Genomic DNA, 18498 nt, shown 5'->3' on the forward strand with positions numbered 1-18498 from the left:
AGACCACCCAAAAACCACGAAATCGAAGGTCCGCTAACGGCCACAAGCGGCCATCCCCGGCCTCAGCCCTTTCCATGCGATTGTTCTTGGAGCCTCATAGACGGGAACTTCAGGTACGTTAGGGCGCGCCATAGCCACTCCATCGGTCCAAAGCGAAATCGCTTTGTCCACCAAACACAAAACACGATCTGAATCGCAAAAAACAAAACGGCATATCCCGTGACCGCCGCCGGTCCCAGCCAGAAGGCGTTGCCAAAGGCGAAGCCATAGAACAGCGCGCCGAACATGAAGGACCCAGATAGATAAACCGTTAACGCCATTCGTCCAGCAGCCCCGAGCGGGGCCAAAAATTGTTTCCCGCGATGGTGCTGAGCCAAAAGTGTAATGCCAGCCGCATAGCCAAGGGCTAGAACAGTGGAGCCATAGACAAATATGACATCGCCAAACAACTGCGGCACGATTGCAGCCTGCTGCTCACCGAACACCTCATAGCCTGTGGTTGCATTGAGAATCCGTTCCGCGCCCATACAGACAAGCCCAATCGGGAGGCCCCACCAGAACACCTGTCGAATAAGCTGCAAGTGTTTTGGAATGTCGTGGAATATTCGCCGCCGGCCCACATAGAGCCCAAGGAGAAACATCGCAAACCTCGCAAGACTCGACTCCGGACCTAACGGTCGGGTGAATGGATTTTCTATATAGGCATTGTCTGCCATGACCTCACGTATGGAGCCGACCGAATAAACGTGTGTTTGGCGATATTCATCCATCTCAACCGTGGCGGCTTCGAGACGGTCTGCATAGTCGGCGGTTGGTGCGGTCGGTGTTGGCTCCAGGAGCGATGTTGCAGCCCGCCCAATCGGGAATACGGCCAGCAGACAAACAGACAGGACCAATAGCAGCCTTGGCGGAACGTTCCTGAAGATCACGAGAACGAGTCCTAATTCCGCGTACTGCATCAGGATATCCCCGTCGTAGATCAACACGTGCGTGGCTCCAATGACAAAGAGGATAATCAACCTCCTGAGGTAGACCGGCGCAAACTTCGATCCACGCTCTTCAGCCTGAATCAATTGGAGTGCAAAACCGAAGCCGAACAAAAAAGAGAACAGACGCCAGGATTTTGTCTCGAAAAAGAACCGCTTCACCGACGAGGCGAACTCGTCAATAGGTTCGTTCCAGAAAAGCCCGCCACTACCGAAATTGAACATGTTTACGAGGAGCACACCGAAGAGGGCAAAGCCCCGTACCATGTCGACGGCCTCAATACGCCGCCGTGGATCGACTGGGGCCGGACTACGAGCTACTGTCTCGTTGGTGGAACTCATCGCCAATTCCTCAAGTCGATCTGGGACTTTCCGTCCCCGTCTTTAGGCGGGTTTGGCTTTATCGGTGTTGATAGTGACCTAAGTTTAGTAGCTGGATGGTACATCGGTAGCCGGTCACTAATGTCGGCTTTGGGTCGTTAGCGGCCCTTCGTGGCAATATTAGCTGAATGTCCGCTTCTGGGGGTAAAGCGGACGTTCAATTTGAGCAAAGGCCGATTTTTGACAGTCCGGTTTCGGCCAATAGCGGTCGTTCAACTATGGAGTAGCGACCGACAGTTGTGGATGATCGCCGCAGGGGTGTATGGCTTCATTCTGTGCAAGACTGTCCGGTCCCAACCTCATTCGGGGGAAGTACCACCGTGACGGGAGTACTCCGCAGAATTTTCGTAAAACCGTTGACGGTGACGGTGACCGTAACCCACACCGTAGTCGTTTTGTTGGGGTCACACCCAGGTAAGCGCAACGCGCCACTCGTTCTACCCTGCCGATTTTGCTTCACGGTGATAGTAAGGTCACAGTCGCCGCCTTCGCATAAAGGGAAATCGACAGGATCATCAACACACCCTATGTCTTCGATGCGGCATTCAGCGCAGTCATAATTTCCAAAGATATCGTATGTGCCGGGATCAACGTCCTTTAGCTGGAGCTTGAAATGGACATGAATGAACTCTGGGTCCCAGAGGACATTCCCGGACCAGCTGACATGGCCGAACGATGCGCCGGTGTCTGTGGCCCCACCGCATATGAGAACATCCGTAGCATTAATTTCGAACAGGAAGGCCTTGCCTCCTCCACTAGGGGCAGGGTCCGCGACGCAGTGTTTATGGTCTTTGTTCTTGTGGCCAATGCATTCGTGGGCCGCGGCGGGAACAGAAAAGCCTAAAAAGGCCAGCGTAGCCAATATGGCTAAAAATCGAGTTTTCATTAAATTGCCTCCTGTGACCTATTCGGTCGATGCAGTATCGGCAGCCCGGTGATCTTGGGTCCTTCGAGAGGTCTTCCATGGCTTCTCGGAGGAAGCGAGAACCCGTGGCTTTCCGTGCCACGCTTTATATTGGACAGCTTCCTTCATACGCTCATCGCCCAGAAAAATGCTTTGGAAAACCTGAAGTTTTTCCGAAGACTGCGCGTCAATCGGTTAAATTAAAGACTTAGGTCGATGTGCCTCAGCTATACTTCGTAGCTTAGTCAAACGGAACTGGGGGCCGCCATGCCTGACGGGGACGCCAACAAAGATTTTCGACTTGGAACCTGGCTGGTTCAGCCAAGCCTCAATCGTCTGTCTGACGGCGATCAGGTCGTCACAATTGAGCCCCGGGTGATGGATACGCTGGTCTGCCTGGCCAGTCGACGCGGAAAAATCCTGAGCGCCAATGAATTGCTGGACACCGTCTGGCAGGGACGCGCGCACACGGACGATACAATTTATCAGGCTGTCGTCCACCTGCGCAAAGCGCTGGGCGACGATGTCCACCAGCCACGCTATATCGAAACCATCCCAAAAAAAGGCTACCGACTGCTGGCTCCGGTCGTATTCCCCGAGGATGACGAGACCGGTAAGAGGACGGTGGCACCGCCGCGCCTGGTTCTTATATCTGCAATCGGAATCGCTGCTTTGCTCACTGGGGGCACCTACTTGCTGTGGCATCAGCAAGAAGTGACGGTTTCACAACCACATGCCGCGCCCCAGCAAACCCACCTCAAATCCATCGCGGTCCTGCCCTTCGTCGATATGAGCGACGATCGGAGCCAAGCATATCTTGGCGAAGGTATCGCGGAGGAACTGTTACATACGCTTTCGAATCTTCCCAATATCCGGGTCGCGGCACGGACGTCATCGTTTAGTTTCAAGGACAAGGACGAGGATATTCAGACGATTGGTAAAAAACTCAATGTAGACACCATACTCGAGGGCAGTGTTCGCACATCAGGCAACCGATTACGCGTTACGGCACAGCTGGTGGACGTAGCCGATGGCTATCATCTTTGGTCCGAGACCTATGAGCGGGATTTTGATGACGTGTTTGCAATACAGGAGGACATCGCGCACGCAATTTCTGACGCACTAAATATTGATATCAGCGTAGACCGTGCATCTAAACAAGTAATTACAACCAACGCCGAGGCCTACAAACGCTATATGCTCGGACGCCATCATTGGGCTAAGCGCACCGAGACATCATTTAATCGGGCGATTGATTATTTCCAGCAAGCGATTGACCTGGACCCCAGCTATGCATTGGCCTATACCGGCATGGCCGATACGTACATGGGGCTGGGAAGCTACGGGACACTGTCCTATGAAGAAATGTTGGCGAAAGCAGAGCCGGCTATTCAAAAAGCTCTTGAGCTGGGCCCAAACCTTGCCGAAGCCTACGTTTCTTTGGGCATGATGCGACAAATGGAATCCGACCATTTATTGGGCACCGGACAAGTAAGAAAAGTTGACATGGATTCTTCTGCCGCCGAAGCAGCATTTCGACGGGCCATCGAGTTGAATCCCAATCACGCAATGGCCCATGTCCGCTATGGACAGAGTCTCACCACTCAGGATCGCAAGCAGGAACGGCTGCTCATACAACAGCACGCGCTGGCGTTGGACCCATTATCGCCCTTCAACTATATCGCGGTGGCCTCGTCCCTGGGGGGACTGAAGCGCTTCCCGGAAAAAGAATTCCATCTCAAGAAAGCGATCGAGATCGATCCGGAATTCTGGTTACCGTATTCGATTCTCGCACAAGATTATTGGCTGTCCGGACAGTTAGACGAATCGGTCCGCTGGTGGAAGAGAAAGATCGATATATTATCCAACGACCCCCGGCACCAAGCAGAAGTTATCAACACGGTTAATCGCGTCTACCTTGATTTGGGCGACTACGAGGCGGCGGAAGAGTGGCTCAACCGTGCGGTGGAACGGAATCCCGATGGATGGTCGGTTATCAACTCACAGGCCCACCTGTCTCTCGCGCTTGGACAATACGCGGAAACCCACAAGCTCGTGGACAAAATGCTACAGGTCGATAACCCTCGCCGCCCCCGCGCAACCACGTTATGCCTTGTTGCCTTGTATGAAATGGTGACAGGTAATGACGAGTACGCACAGCAGCTCTATGAACAAGCCGAAGCGGCGTCAACGGCCGGCTGGGCCAGGCACCGGAACGACTTGTACTATGGGCAATTCTTGGACTTTGGATACGTTCCTGCCGTTAACCTCGCCCACCTCTATTACAAGTCAGGCGATGCCGATCGCGGCGACACCGTATTGGGACACGCGAGGGTCTATATTCAATCACAGCGAGAATCTGACGTTGACACGCCGGGACTCGACTATGTTGAGGCCGGGGCGCACGCCGTAAGCGGAGACACAGAGGAAGCTATAAGGTTTCTTCGCAAGGCCGTTGACGGTGGCTGGAGTAAACACTGGTTCGCCGAGCGCGATCCCAACTTGGTTTCGCTGTACGACGATTCGGAATTCAAGCAAATCCTCGCCGACTTGAAGGCCCGTGTCTCAGAGATGCGCGAGCGGCTGCGGTTGGCCGAGGCCGAGGAAAAACAACGGCTTTTTTCGGCAACTGAAGAATAAACTCCACCGGTAGTACAGCCTCGCAGGGATGCGCGAACGCAGTAAGGTCCTGACCTCGAATTGACCGTAAAATAATGGGTTCCAACGGGGATCACTATGTCCGCTTTGGGTCGTTAGCGGCCCCTCACAACTCTACCTCCCAACGGCCGCTTTGGGTTGCGGTTTCAACCGGTCGATGCAACATCTAATCTCTAACTATAGAGAGGCGGATGTTGTAGATGAAGTACAGACCGTACGATTTACTACAGCGAATCGCAGCCACATGTCACGCTATCCGTCTTCGGTCGGCTCGGTCTCTGCGGCAGGTTCCAGTGCCTCCGTGTCGTCGCCTTGCACCGGTTCTCCATCCTGCCGCGGATCATCAACCTGCTCGGGTTCGGTTTTCGAACCCGCATCATCGGCCTGTCCGCAGGTCCAACCCCATCCCCGGAGTTTGGCGATCAGCTCCTCGGTCTTCCTTTCGCAATAGCCGGTTTCGTTCAGGGCGCGCCAAAGCACCTGCTGTTCGCCTGGCGCCTCGGTATCCTTGTAATAATGCACCTCACAGGGAACGGTCACACCCGCTTCGTAGAAGATTTCGACACGCCTTTGCAGATCTCCATAAGTACATTGGTAGGCTTGGGGGCTTTGTCCGAGGGACAGGCCTGGTAGCATTGCCGCGAACAAGACGGCCAGGATTTTATTGCTCATGTCGGTCACCTGCATCGATTAACAACAGATTCCCAAGTGTATCAAAGTGGATGCCTTTCCGAGGCCTGATTTACGGTCGCATCGTGATTTTGTTTCCCGGACGGTCTGCACTCTTTGCTGGAAATGTCCGGTCGGGGTTGACCTCATCTTAGCCTGAAGGATCGACTTCGGGCTAAGATGAGGCCAGATTCTATTCCATGCGAATCGGAGGCTGTGCCTTTTTGATCTCGGCACGTTTTTCAATGCGACGGGCACCTTTGTTCATCTGGCTGGGGGTTACTCTTCACCTGGTCTTCTTCGTCCTGATGCTGATGGGCGTGGAACCCTTTCTGCACTTCTTTTACCTGTTCGCGTGGTGGACCTTCATTCCGGTCATCGGGGTCATCAATGCCCGGCGCGGCGGCAATTCCCTGATTGTTGGCACGAGCCAGCAACTGGCGTGGGTGACCGGCTTTTCCGTGATCGTGTGGCTGTTCTTCGAAACCTGGAATTTCTGGCTGCACAATTGGTTATACGTTGGCGTGATAGAACTGACCTGGTTGCGCTGGCTGGCTTACGCGGTCTCCTTCGCCACCGTGCTGCCGGCGATCCTCGAGGTGGACACGCTACTCGGCAACCTGGGGCTCGTCCGGCGTGTTTCCGGACCGGTGATCCGGGTTTCCCCGCGGTTGCTGAACGGCTGTGTGATAGCCGGGCTGCTGATGTTGACACTGGTCGTACTGCTGCCGCAGTACTTTTTCCCACTCTTGTGGGTGGGGATCGTTTTCATCCTCGACCCGCTGGTTTACCGGCGCGACCGTGTCGCTTCGCTGCTGGGCCAGGCAGCCAAAGGTTCCTATGCGCGCATGCTGCGGCTCATGCTGGCGGGGCTGCTGTGCGGAGTGTTGTGGGAATTCTGGAACTACTGGTCGGGCGCGAAGTGGATTTACGCGATACCGCTGTTCGATTTCTGGAAAGTGTTCGAGATGCCGTTGGCCGGCTTCCTTGGCTTCATGCCTTTTGCGCTGGAGTGCTATCTCTTCTGGCAGCTTCTGCGTCTCGCCAGGGAGACTCATGCCGCGACGGATTGGCGAATCCTGTCGATCATCGCTGCCCTGGCCGCGATTTACTGCGCGCTCGTTTTCAGCGGTATCGACAACATCACCGTGATCCGGACTTAACCGACTTGTAGCGCTTTTTGCAGGCGCGAAGGCCAGTACACGCGTCGAGTCTGGATCGACCCGGCTATTCGTCAGTTTCCGCTGGCTCCGTGGTTTTTTCTTCGTCGCCTTGCCGCAATAAATTCTCGCGCATTTTTCTGCGTTCCTCGGGATTCATTCCTCGCAAACGCTCGCGCATCTGCTGACGTCGCTCGGGTGTCATTTGCTCCATGCGCTCGCGCTTGGCGCGCTGCCGTTGCTTCACCCGTTCACGTTGCTGTGGCGACATCTGGTCCGTTCGCTGGCGCATCCGTTCATGTTGCCGGCGCATTCGCTCGCGTTTCTCCGGCGCCATCCGTTGCATATGTTGCCTCATCTGCCGACGCTGTTCCGGCGAACTTCTTTGCATTCGGTGTCGTAAAGCGTCCCGTTCCGCAGGTCGCATATTCTTGAATCGCTGTAAATTACGCCGGGCACGCTGCCGCTCAACTGGCGCCATATCTCGCCACTTCCGGAAGCGCTCTTTTGAATTTTCCCGCTGCTCGGGCGTTAACCGGGACCATCGCTTCGACCCGTCGTACAAGCGCCGACGGCGCTCCGACGGCAGCGAATCCCACTCGCCTTCAAAGCGCTGCAACAATTCCTGCTGTTCCGGCGCCAGCTCATCCCAGCGGCGGGGATCGTCCTGATCGGCAAGCGCCGTCTGCGGACAGACCAGGGCCAGCAACGCCGTCAGAAAGAGCCCCTTGCTAAACCCGCCCATTCGCCTGCGCACGTTCATCCATCAATCCCCCCGTCGTCTCACCCGGTTCGCTATCCAGCTCATCGAGCAAGAGCTCTTCTTCAAGTTCGGCCCATTCCAGGAATTCCAGGTCCCGGTAAAACTCGATACTTTCCTCCGCCACCATCAAGTCCATGCTCTCGAGCAATTCCATATCAGGCACTTCCGGCTGCGGCCAACGGTACCAGGCCAGCGCGACGACGACGCTGGCCGCTAACGCTGCTACAGCCAGCCAGGGCCTTTGATTTCCATGGGGCATCTCGAGCATCGCTTTTTCACGGGCCTGCACTAATCGGGACGTTGTTGCTTCGTCCAGCAGCTCGTCCTTGCTACGCAGCGCGGCGCGGGCTTTCTGCACGAATCTGTCTACTTTGTTTTCGGCGTCGTTCACCATGCCTCTCCAAGTTCTTCACGCAGCGTTTTCAGCGCCCGGAAGTAATGCGTTTTAACGCTACCGGCGCTGCAGCCCATCGCGGTCGCCGTCTGCTCGGTACTGAGATCTTCCAGCATGCGCAGCAGGAATGCCTGGCGTTGACGTTCCGGCAACCGCCCTATAGCCGCGTCCAGCATGCCCAGCGCCTCGTCTGCGCCAGCCCGGTTTTCCGGGCCTGGCTCCGCAGGGTCAGGCGCGGCTGCAACGGGATCCAGTCGCTGCGAGTCGTCCGCGCCCGGGTAAAGGCTCATCACCGTCCCCCGCACAGCCTGCCTGCGATACCAGTCCGTGATTCCATTATCGAGAATCCGGTAGAACAGCGGCGGCCATTCGGCCGCTGTTTTGTCCGCATAGGATCTGACCAGTTTCAGCATGGCGTCCTGCACCAGGTCCAGCGCATCGTCCGCATTCCCCGTCGAATAGCGCGCGATCCGGAAAGCCCGGCGCTCTACATCCTGCAAAAAAGACTCCATTCGCCGTCGTTGGTCCAGCTTGCCATCTCCTGAATTTACCGGGCCGGTCCCTGGCCTCCGCCACCATCCGGCAAAAGCCGTCTTTCCATTAACAGTAACGCATCCTAAGTGCTTCGGTTGACAATACGGGAGCCCCATCCAACCATAGGCCTGCGTCTGATACGGTCATACGATAGCAATACCACAAAACAACGTGCCACCTTCCTCCAATCAATCTGTCAAAGCGATGCCGGGTAACAGGCCAGTGATTTTACGAGTTGCCGTTAATGTGCCGCTAAACCGGTACTTCGATTACCTGTGCCCGGAAGGATACCCGCCGGATCGACTGCTGCCCGGCATGCGCCTCAAAGTTCCGTTCGGACGCGGCAAGACCATCGGTGTGCTGCTTGAAACTACTCGCACCAGCGAATTGCCGCTATCGCGTCTGAAACGGGCGATCGCCGTAATCGATGACGAGCCGGTTTTTGACGGGGTGTTGATGAAATTGCTGAGCTGGTCGGCGGACTATTTTCATCACCCGCCCGGGGAAGTCTTCGCGACGGCGCTGCCGGCGCTGTTGCGGGGCAGCCGGCCACTGCCATCGGCGCCCGTACACTGGCGTCCGACCGGCATGGGGCAGGCTGCGGAACCGCTCGCACGTGCGTCGCGCCAGCAGGCCCTGCTGGAACTGCTGCGCGACCACGGATCTTTGTCAGAATCCGAGTTACCGGCACTGTTCAAGGGCTGGCGCCCGAGCATGAGGGCTTTGCACGAAAAGGGGCTCGTGGAGCATCGGGAAATCGAGCACAGCGCGCCCCTTCCTTGCGGGGAACCCGCCGACGATATTTCGCTGACCGGGCCGCAACAAAAAGCGGTCGCTGAGATCGGCGCACACGATGGCCGCTTCGCGACTACCTTGCTTTTTGGCGTCACTGGCAGCGGCAAGACAGAGGTCTATCTGTCGCTGATCCGCCGCCTGTTGGCCAAGGGCCAGCAGGCGATGGTGCTGGTTCCGGAGATCGGCCTGACGCCGCAGCTCATTCAACGCTTTCACGAACGCCTGCCCGGGAAACTCGCGGTGCTGCACTCAGGACTGCCCGATGGCCAGCGACTGGAAGCGTGGCGCATGGCCCGTAGCGGTGAGGCGGCCATCGTCCTCGGCACCCGCTCGGCGGTATTCACGCCGATGTCGCGGCCGGGTTTGATCATCGTCGATGAAGAACACGATAGTTCCTTCAAGCAACAGGACGGCTTTCGCTACTCCGCGCGCGATCTGGCCATCGTCAGGGCCAGGCTGCATGGGATACCCGTCGTGCTGGGATCGGCGACCCCGTCGCTGGAGTCTTTTCACAATGCGCAGACCGGTCGTTACCACCTTTGCGAGTTGCCGGAGCGTCCTGGCAATGTTGCACAACCGGGCATGCGCATCGTCGACCTGGGCGCACATCGCGCCGACCATGGGCTGGCAACACCGAGCCTGATGACGATGCACGCGCATCTCGACCAAGGCGGCCAGGTGCTTTTATTTTTGAACCGGCGGGGCTTTGCACCGGCCTTGTTTTGCACGGAGTGCGGTTGGGTAGCCGGTTGCGGCCGCTGTGACGCGCGTATGACCGTCCACGCCGCAAACGGTCAGTTGCGTTGCCATCATTGCGATCAACGCTGCGCTATTCCGGATCGCTGTCCGCAATGCCGGGAGCAACTGATCCCGGTTGGCCAGGGAACACAGCGAGTCGAGGATTTCCTGCGCAAACAATTCCCGGGTGTCGGCGTTACCCGAATCGATCGCGACAGCACGCGCAGAAAAGGCAGCCTGACGGACAAACTGGATGAAATCAGGTCGGGTCGCTCGCGCATCCTGATTGGCACCCAGATGCTGGCCAAGGGGCATGATTTTCCGGATATCAGCCTGGTCATCATCATGGATGCAGACCAAGGCCTGTTCGGAACCGATTTCCGCTCCAGTGAAAAACTCGCCCAGACCGTGACCCAGGTTGCGGGCCGCGCCGGCAGGGCTCAGCGACCGGGCGAAGTGCTGATTCAGACGCGCTTTGCGGATCATCCATTGTTGATCGACCTGATCCGGGACGGCTATGCGGCTTTTGCCCGCGACGCACTGGCCGAACGGCGCGAGGCCGGTTGGCCCCCCTATTCACACCTGGCCCTGTTGCGCGCCGAGTCACCGAGCCAGGACGATGCGAGAATATTTCTGGAAGCGGCAAGGCGCGAGGCGGAAAAATTCTGCGATGGCGAGACCTGCCTGCTGGGTCCGGCGCCCGCGCCAATGGAGAAAAGGGCGGGCCATTTTCGTGCGCAATTGCTACTACAGGCTAGCAAGCGCAGCAGCCTTCGTAACTTACTGGGGCCATGGATAGCAAAACTGGAAAATCTGCCGCAACGGCGCAAGGTTCGCTGGTCGCTGGATGTCGACCCGGTGGATATGTTCTGAGCGGCCACCGGCCTCCTTTGGTTTATTTTTCCCGGCAAGACGTTAGACTTGCTTCCTGATTGTCAGGACCTCTGGCCCGCCCCGTGAAAAATCGAATTCAGTCTTTGTTTGTACAGGCTTTGCAACAATTGCCTGCGGAAACCCTTGAAAAAACCGGTCAGTTGACAGTCCCGGAGATCGAACGAACCCGCGATCCCGCGCATGGTGATTTTGCCTGTAACCTGGCGATGAAACTGGCCAAGCCTTGCCGGTTGAACCCACGCGACCTTGCGGCGCAATTGATCGCGGCATTGCCGGACTCTCCGCTGATCGACAAGGCCGAAATCGCCGGCCCCGGGTTCATCAATATTTATCTCTCGGCAAACGCTTATCATCAGCAGCTTCGCGACATCGTCGAGTCGGGCGATACCTACGGACGCCAGCCGTCAAGCGGCAAGAAGATCATCGTCGAATTTATTTCCGCGAACCCGACCGGACCGTTGCATGTTGGCCATGGCAGGCACGCAGCATACGGGGCCAGCCTGTCCAATCTGTTGGCGGCCGCCGGCAACGAGGTTTTCCGGGAATATTACGTCAATGATGCCGGCCGGCAGATGGCCATACTTGCCACCAGCGTCTGGCTTCGTTACCTGGAGTCTCATGGTGCGGTTTTTGGGTTTCCGCAAAACGCGTATAAAGGTGACTACATTGCGCGTATCGCCGATGACATGAAGTCAGAGTACGCGGACAAGTTTGTCTTGGATACGGCTGCCTTGTTCGCCGATATGCCCGCGGACGGTCCCGATGGCGACAAGGACCAGTTTATCGATGCGTTGATCGAGCGGGCGCGAGAGAAACTTGGTGAGCAAGGCTTCGGACAGGTACTCGATTTCGGGCTGAAAAAAATACTCGACGATATCCGTGATGACCTGGAGGAATTCGGCGTCCACATCGATCGTTGGTACGCCGAACGTGACCTGCACAGCGGCGGAACGATCGATCAAGCGTTAAAGCTGTTAAAGGCCAACGATCATGTTTACGAAGAAGGCGGTGCGATCTGGTTTCGCGCCACCGACTTTGGCGATGAGAAAGACCGGGTCGTGGTCAGGGAGAATGGCCAGAAAACTTATTTTGCCTCCGATATCGCCTACCATCTGGAAAAACGCCAGCGCGGGTTCGACCTCCTGCTTGACGTACTCGGAGCCGACCATCACGGCTACATCGCCAGGGTCCGTGCGGGATTGGAAGCGATGGGCCAGCCCGGCGAATCGCTGGAGGTCAGGCTGATGCAATTTGTTGCACTTTTCCGGGGGGGCCGGAAAGTGCAAATGTCCACCCGCTCGGGTGAGTTCGTGACCTTGCGTGAGCTGCGCAGGGAAGTCGGTAATGACGCGGCCAGGTTTTTTTATGTTTTGAGGTCGCATGACCAGCATCTGGATTTCGATCTGGAACTGGCCAAATCGCACTCCAGCGACAATCCTGTCTATTACATTCAATACGCCCACGCGAGGATCTGCAGCGTGTTGCAGCAATTGAACGACAAAGGTTTCGACTGGCAGGCAGAGCGGGCCTGGGATCACCTGGAAAGGCTGAACGAGCAGCACGAGAAGGCATTGCTCGTCAGCTTGAGCCGGTATCCCGAAGTCATAGCATTGGCCGCCCAAAACCGCGCGCCGCACACACTGGCGCATTATCTGCGGGACCTGGCCAACGATTTCCATACCTACTATAACGCGCACACTTTCTTGGTCGAAGATCAGGATCTGCGCGACGCGCGTATTGCCTTGATCGTCGCGGTACGGCAGGTTATTGCCAACGGGCTCGCAATACTGGGCGTTTCCGCCCCGGAGAGCATGTAAACAATGACAAGGGACTACAAGCGCCGTCCCAGCCGGCGCAAAAAAAAGAGCGTACAACCGCCTGGGTGGATCTGGATGCTGTTTGGGCTGGGCGTGGGTTTGTCCGTCGCAATATGGGTTTACCTGTACGACCGGCAGGTGAAGCCGCCCACGCCGCAACCGGCGGCGAGCACGCAGCAGGAACCGGCGCCCGCGAAAGCAGGACAGGGATCGAGCAACCAGCCAAAAAGGTTTTCCTTCTACGAAGTGCTGCCAAAGTTTGAAGTCGTCATTCCTGAAACGGAGTCATCGGCACGAGCAGATACGCACCCTGTTCCAATCACCGAGCCAGGTCAATACGTGTTACAGGCCGGTTCATTCAAGAACTTCGCGGATGCCGATCGCATGCAGGCGACACTGGCAATGCTGGGTCTGGAATCCCGCGTGCAGAAAGTCAGTATCGATCACGATACCTGGCACCGAGTTCGTCTCGGGCCATACAGCGACCTCGATATTCTGAACAGGAACCGGGAACTCCTGCGCCGAAACCAGATAGAAGTGATCCGGATTCGTGTTGGCGATTAGGCGGCGATGGCCGGGCAGGCTGCTGGCCTGCGCGGCGCTGCTGTGCACCGCATTGCCGGTCCCGGCCGGCGTTGGTTGTCCCGGCTCGGAATTAAAAGCCGAGCCGCTGCTTGTTATCGCCGTCGGCGATATCATGCTGGGCACCGATTTCCCGCTGAACCACTTGCCGGACGATGACGGCGTTTCTTTCTTCGAGGGGGTCAGCGAAATACTCCAGTCGGGGGATATTACTTTTGGCAATCTCGAGCAGATCCTGATGGATGGCGGAGAGCCGGCAAAAACCTGCACTGATCCGAGCGTTTGCTATTTGTTCCGAAGCCCGGCCCGCTATGCCGCACATTTGCGCAACGCCGGCTTCGATGTCATGAGCCTGGCCAACAACCATGCGCGTGATTTTGGCGAAGAGGGCCGCGATGCAAGTATGGCGGCGCTCGACAAGGCGGGGATTCTTCACTCGGGGCGCGAGGACAGTTTTGCCAGCTGGCAGGTCAACGGTCGAAAAATCGCGCTGATGGCATTTGCCCCGTTCAAGGGCTCAAGCTCGCCGCTGGGGCCCGACATAGAGCGGGCCAGAATGAACGTTTCCTCATTGGTCCAAAACCATGACATCGTCATCATCTCCCTGCATGGCGGCGGCGAAGGCGTGGACGCCAACCGGGTTCCCTTTATGGAAGAGTATTACCGTGGCGAGTTGCGCGGCGATGTGGCGGCCTTTTCACGGGCAATGATCGATATCGGCGCTGATCTTGTCCTTGGCCACGGTCCGCACGTGCCCAGGGGAATGGAAATTTACAAAGGCAGACTGATTGCCTATAGCCTTGGCAATTTTGCGACTTACTACGGTATCAGCGTCGCGGGTATGAAAGGAGTTGCGCCGATACTGATAGCCAGGCTCAGCCCCGATGGCAACCTGCTCGAAGGCCAGATTATCTCCGCGGTTCAACGACGCCCCGGCGGGCCGTATCCCGACAACAGAATGCGGGCGTTTCGGGAAATCATGAGACTGAGCAAACTGGATTTTCCGGATGGCGGCATAGAATTCCACGAAGACGGCAGCTTCACGCCGCAAAAGACCAACGACTAGTCGTCGCGGCCTTTACTGAACTCCACGCCAAGCGTGCGCAATTTGCGATATAAATGGGTCCTTTCCATGCCAACCCGTTTGGCCAGCAATCCGACCTTGCCACCGCAGAGTATCAGTTGCTGTTGCAAGTAGGCTTTCTCAAACTGCTCGCGCGCCTCACGCAACGGCAAGGCAAGGAGATCCTGCTTGACCAGCGGTTCGTTGCTGGCCGGTTGCGCGGCAATGTCATTTTCTATTTCCTCAAGACTGATTTCTTCCTCCTTGCTCATGATCAGGTGTCGCTGCACCAGGTTGCGCAGCTCCCTGACATTGCCCAGCCACGGGTAGTTGCGTAGCCGGTTCTGCGCCGCGACGCCAAATCGCCGGTATGGCAACCCCTCGCTATTGACCAGCTTATCGACGTAGTAGCGCAGCAGATCCGGCACGTCCTCGGCATATTCTCGCAGTGGCGGTACATGCAACTGGACGACGTTGAGCAGAGCAAGCAAATCGGTTCTGACCGGCCCGTTTTTTGATAAGTCAAGATTGGAATCGGCGGAACTCAACAAGCGTAACGACAACGAGATGTCGGTGTCGTTGCCGATGCGCTGAAAACTGCCCTGCTCCAGGACGCCCAGCAGCAAGGTCTGGACATCCGGGTCAAGGTCACCGAGTTCATTGATAAACAATGTGCCGCCGTTCGCTTTTTCGAACGCGCCGGCCGACACGTTACTGCCTTTCTGATTGCCAAAAAGCTTTTGTGCAGCCTGATCCGGTTGCAGGGAGCCTCCGCTGATGGTAACGAACGGCGCAGCGGCGCGCGGGCTCATGGCGTGTATATACCTGGCGAACGCCTCCCGCCCGGTGCCCGCTTCGCCAAGCAACAGCACTGGCGTGTCGTGTGGCGCCAGTTTTTGCGCCTGGTCGCGCAATGCCTTCATTTTCTTGCTCTTGCCAATCGGCGCCACCATGTCCGGCACTTTCATTTTACTGTACGGCCGGGCGCTCTGCCCCTCGTTTATCGCTCGCTCCACCGTCCTCAGGAGCTCAGCCAGAGACAAGGGTTTCTCGACAAAATCGAAGGCGCCAAGGCGGGTGGCCTCGACCGCGGTTTCCACCGAGCCGTGACCGGACATCATGACCACCGGACAAGCCAGGGGCTTGCCGTCCGACCATTCACGCAACAAGGTGATGCCATCCGTACCGGGCATCCAGATGTCCAGAAGCACAAGATCGGGCTTGTGATCGACCCAGGCCGCCCGCGCTTCGTCGGCATCGGCGGCCACCGTGACCTGGTAGCCCTCCTCGCTGAGAATTTCCTGCAACAATGTCCGGATATCCAGTTCGTCATCGACGACCAGAACCTGCGGATTACTCATGCGCTTTCTCTCCTGACCTCAACACGCCGTTGCTCCATCATGGCCTGCCGGGCCGTTTCATTAACCGGCAACAAGACTCTCACTTCCGCGCCGCCTTCTTTATAGTTGCCGGCTTCTATCCTGCCGCCGTGTTCCTCAACAAGTTTTTTGACGATGGCCAGGCCCAGGCCAGTACCCTTGGGTTTACTGGTGACATAAGGGTCAAAAACCCGACTGACCAGGTCCATCTGAAATCCCGGCCCATTGTCGCGAACCAGGATTTCCGCCACCGGACAATCGTCTTGATCGTGAAGCCGCGAAAAAACCTCTACCTTGCCGTTCGGATCACCTTCCAGTGCCTCGAAGGCGTTGCGGACCAGGTTATGCAGAATCTGCCGCAAACGCCCGGCATCCACTTCGATTTCACCGAGCTCAGGATCCAGGTTCTGCCTGATTTCCACACCCATCTCGCGCGCCCGGTATAACTCCAGCACCTCGCCGATCAGCTTGTTCAGGTTGACCTTGCTGACCTCCAGATCGGGTGCCCTGGCATATTCGCTGAAGGCATTGACCATATCCTTCATCGCCTCAACCTGCTGCACAATCGTGTGCGTGGCGCGCTCCAGAAACTGAGAGTCCTCGGCGTTCATGGTGCCCAGGTATCTTCGTCTCAGCCGCTCAGCCGAAAGCTGAATCGGGGTCAATGGATTCTTGATCTCGTGCGCCAGCCTCCGCGCCACCTCACCCCAGGCTGCGTCTCTTTGTGCCTGCAAAAGGGCTGTGATGTCGTCAAAAACCAGGACAAAACCACCAGGCTGATCGCTGCCACCGGGCAGGGGCGTGCAGGCACACATCAGGACCCGCGAACCCAGTTCCCCACGCAGGACAAACTGTTCACGCCATTCGAAATCGTTCTGGTCAAGATGGCCGCGAGTGAACTCGAGGAACTGGACAAGCAGCGGCTGCCCGATCGAAACATCTTCGAGGGTTTCGCCGACTCGCGATCCAAGCTGGGTGCCGAGAATCGCGCCGGCGGCCTCGTTGGCGGTACGGATGCGAAGCTGCTCGTCGAGGGAAATAACGCCGGTCGAGAGGCGGGCCAGAATAATCGCCAGGTTCGCCCGCTGGGACTCCACCAATTGCTGACTGCGGGCAGCGGTTTCCCGCGCTTTTCCCAGGCGGCGGGTCATATCGTTGAATGAATTAATCAGAAAACCGATTTCATCGCGGCTGGATCCCGGCGGCAACTGCGTATCGAAATCACCTTTGGCCACGGCGCGGGTACCCGCCACCAGTTGCTGAATCGGCAACACCAGGCGGTCGGCGAAGAAGATGGCGCCATATACCGCGCCCAGAAACGATAACAACAGGACCAGGGTCAAGGTCAGGGTAAAACTCTGTTTGAGCGGTTCGCGCAGATACATCAGGCCGCGGTACTTGGTATAGGTCTGGTCCACTGTATCGGCCAGACGCCCCAGTCTGGCGACCACCGGGAACTGGCCAAGCAATGCACGCTGTTGCATCAGCGGCGACTGTAGCGGGATATCGACTGCGGTTATGACCCGGTACCCCCCTTCCCCGGTCGGTTCCATCCGCACATAGGGTCTGCCTTGACCAATCTGCTGGAGCAACTCTTCGCCCGGCAGCAGCGCCTGGATATCGCGTGGCTGATCCTGGCTGGTCGCGATAATGCGCCCGCTTCGATCGACCACGGTAAGCGAAGTCGCGCCGACGGTGCGTCGCAGGCGGCCAACCACACTGACCATGCCGAGATCGGGCCAGCCAACAAGACCGGCCGCAGCCTCTTCGGTTCGCGCCAGGTACTCTCGCTTCCGAATATCGAGCACTGTCTGGGTAAGGCTCAGCGCATCCTGCAGGCCTTCTTCGACCTCGACGGTGAACCAGCTGTCGATACCGCTATTGAGAAATTGCACGGCGAAGTAATAGACCACCAGCAACGGCAGGACCACGAGGATGACGAACGACAGCAACATCCGCGCCCGCAGTCTCGAACCGGGGATGTGCCTCCTGTAATCGCGAATCAGCCGGCTGAGAGCGACGCCGATAACAACCAGCAACACCATCACGCCGACGGCATTGATAAAAAGAATCAGGCTGTGGAGTTCCCCGAAACGCTCGGAATTCTGGGCGGACTGCGCCAGCAACAACAAAGCGGCAATCCACAAGACCGCACCGACGGTCAGCAGCACCTGGAAAGCGACTCGTTTTATGGCTGCAGAGGCCATGTGTACCACTCGCTCGTCAAGCGCCAGTCGTCCAGCCAGAACGCCAGTAACTGTATCGGTGCGGGCAGGCGCCTGACATCCAGTTCAGCCTGCAGTTTCAAAATGTATTTCCTGCCGGGTTGCAGCAGCGCTTTATCGAGTATGGGCAAATTGGAAACCCGGCCCAGAAAACCCATTGCAGCCTCCAGCGAGGCAAAGGACTGCTGTCCCCCGCTGTTGAGGTTTCGAACGACATAACGATTAACCAGTGCATTGAAGTGTAGCTGGTAACGTTGCAGGAGGGTCGCCACATTGGCATCCGGAATGTAGCGGCGAACGCGGTTGACTTCGATGCGTAACTGGAAGTTCAGCTCTACTCCACTTTGCAGCGCTTCCAACGCCTGCTTGCTGAGCGGATAATTGATCCTGGCATGCAGGTAATACACCGCGTTTTCCAGTTCAGCATAAGCTGAACGAATCTCGAAGCGGGGTGTATCCCTGGCGGCATCGGCAACCCCCACAGGCAGGACGCAGCAGCAGGCCAACGCCAGGGACGCCAGCCAGACTCTATCCGGTGATGTTGTGCCGCTCACGC

General features: G+C 57.3%; 15 protein-coding genes and 1 riboswitch. Of the genes, 6 read left to right on the forward strand and 9 right to left on the reverse strand.

Features of this window, described 5'->3' with window-relative positions; genetic code table 11:
- Positions 1-62 precede the first annotated feature (62 nt).
- Complete coding sequence (locus IIA05_08880; GenBank protein ID MCH9027213.1) at positions 63-1328, reverse strand: DUF418 domain-containing protein; 1266 nt, start codon at positions 1326-1328, stop codon at positions 63-65.
- Positions 1327-1395: riboswitch (cyclic di-GMP riboswitch) on the reverse strand. (Overlaps the previous gene by 2 nt.)
- Positions 1396-1635: 240 nt before the next feature.
- Positions 1636-2253, reverse strand: a complete 618-nt coding sequence (locus tag IIA05_08885; GenBank protein MCH9027214.1) for a hypothetical protein — start codon at positions 2251-2253, stop codon at positions 1636-1638.
- 396 nt (positions 2254-2649) lie between these two features.
- Here IIA05_08885 and IIA05_08890 point away from each other — a divergent pair, with 396 nt between their 5' ends.
- Positions 2650-4911, forward strand: coding sequence for a winged helix-turn-helix domain-containing protein (locus tag IIA05_08890; GenBank protein MCH9027215.1), 2262 nt, complete (start codon positions 2650-2652; stop codon positions 4909-4911).
- Between the two features lie 270 nt (positions 4912-5181).
- Here the strand turns inward: IIA05_08890 and IIA05_08895 are convergent, their stop codons facing one another.
- On the reverse strand, positions 5182-5601 hold the full coding sequence (locus IIA05_08895; GenBank protein ID MCH9027216.1) for a hypothetical protein: 420 nt from the start codon (positions 5599-5601) through the stop codon (positions 5182-5184).
- Positions 5602-5843: 242 nt separating this feature from the next.
- Here IIA05_08895 and IIA05_08900 point away from each other — a divergent pair, with 242 nt between their 5' ends.
- Complete coding sequence (locus tag IIA05_08900) at positions 5844-6761, forward strand: hypothetical protein (GenBank protein MCH9027217.1); 918 nt, start codon at positions 5844-5846, stop codon at positions 6759-6761.
- 64 nt (positions 6762-6825) lie between these two features.
- Here IIA05_08900 and IIA05_08905 read toward each other — a convergent pair whose 3' ends face one another.
- The 3 genes from IIA05_08905 to IIA05_08915 are packed head-to-tail and all read right to left on the reverse strand — an operon-like array spanning position 6826 to position 8427.
- Complete coding sequence (locus IIA05_08905; GenBank protein ID MCH9027218.1) at positions 6826-7521, reverse strand: DUF3106 domain-containing protein; 696 nt, start codon at positions 7519-7521, stop codon at positions 6826-6828.
- Positions 7490-7912 (reverse strand): hypothetical protein, encoded by a 423-nt coding sequence (locus IIA05_08910; protein MCH9027219.1) that lies wholly within the window; start codon positions 7910-7912, stop codon positions 7490-7492. Before IIA05_08910 ends, IIA05_08905 begins: the two co-directional genes overlap by 32 nt.
- Positions 7909-8427 carry an RNA polymerase sigma factor gene (locus IIA05_08915; protein ID MCH9027220.1) on the reverse strand — a complete coding sequence of 173 codons (519 nt, stop codon included), beginning with the start codon at positions 8425-8427 and terminating at the stop codon, positions 7909-7911. Before IIA05_08915 ends, IIA05_08910 begins: the two co-directional genes overlap by 4 nt.
- A 226-nt stretch (positions 8428-8653) precedes the next feature.
- Between IIA05_08915 and IIA05_08920 the strand changes: the two genes are divergently transcribed.
- The 4 genes from IIA05_08920 to IIA05_08935 all read left to right on the forward strand — a co-directional run bounded on the left by IIA05_08920 (position 8654) and on the right by IIA05_08935 (position 14341).
- Positions 8654-10855 (forward strand): primosomal protein N', encoded by a 2202-nt coding sequence (locus tag IIA05_08920; GenBank protein ID MCH9027221.1) that lies wholly within the window; start codon positions 8654-8656, stop codon positions 10853-10855.
- An 83-nt stretch (positions 10856-10938) separates the two neighbouring features.
- A complete protein-coding gene (locus IIA05_08925; GenBank protein MCH9027222.1) occupies positions 10939-12693 on the forward strand; it encodes an arginine--tRNA ligase in 1755 nt (584 codons plus the stop codon).
- 3 nt (positions 12694-12696) lie between these two features.
- The gene (locus IIA05_08930) at positions 12697-13257 is read left to right on the forward strand and encodes an SPOR domain-containing protein (protein ID MCH9027223.1); all 561 of its coding nucleotides are present in this window, start codon (positions 12697-12699) and stop codon (positions 13255-13257) included.
- Positions 13244-14341, forward strand: a complete 1098-nt coding sequence (locus IIA05_08935; protein MCH9027224.1) for a CapA family protein — start codon at positions 13244-13246, stop codon at positions 14339-14341. The genes IIA05_08930 and IIA05_08935 overlap by 14 nt, the downstream gene beginning before the upstream one ends.
- Here the strand turns inward: IIA05_08935 and IIA05_08940 are convergent.
- The 3 genes from IIA05_08940 to IIA05_08950 are packed head-to-tail and all read right to left on the reverse strand — an operon-like array spanning position 14338 to position 18496.
- Positions 14338-15699 (reverse strand): sigma-54-dependent Fis family transcriptional regulator, encoded by a 1362-nt coding sequence (locus IIA05_08940; GenBank protein MCH9027225.1) that lies wholly within the window; start codon positions 15697-15699, stop codon positions 14338-14340. The two genes, IIA05_08935 and IIA05_08940, sit on opposite strands and share 4 nt — an antisense overlap.
- Positions 15696-17924, reverse strand: coding sequence for a HAMP domain-containing protein (locus IIA05_08945; protein ID MCH9027226.1), 2229 nt, complete (start codon positions 17922-17924; stop codon positions 15696-15698). Before IIA05_08945 ends, IIA05_08940 begins: the two co-directional genes overlap by 4 nt.
- Positions 17906-18496: a DUF4390 domain-containing protein gene (locus IIA05_08950; protein MCH9027227.1), complete on the reverse strand. Its 591-nt coding sequence runs from the start codon at positions 18494-18496 to the stop codon at positions 17906-17908. The genes IIA05_08945 and IIA05_08950 overlap by 19 nt, the downstream gene beginning before the upstream one ends.
- Positions 18497-18498 lie beyond the last annotated feature (2 nt).

Source organism: Pseudomonadota bacterium (assembly GCA_022572885.1).
Classification (GTDB): domain Bacteria; phylum Pseudomonadota; class Gammaproteobacteria; order Steroidobacterales; family MnTg04; genus MnTg04.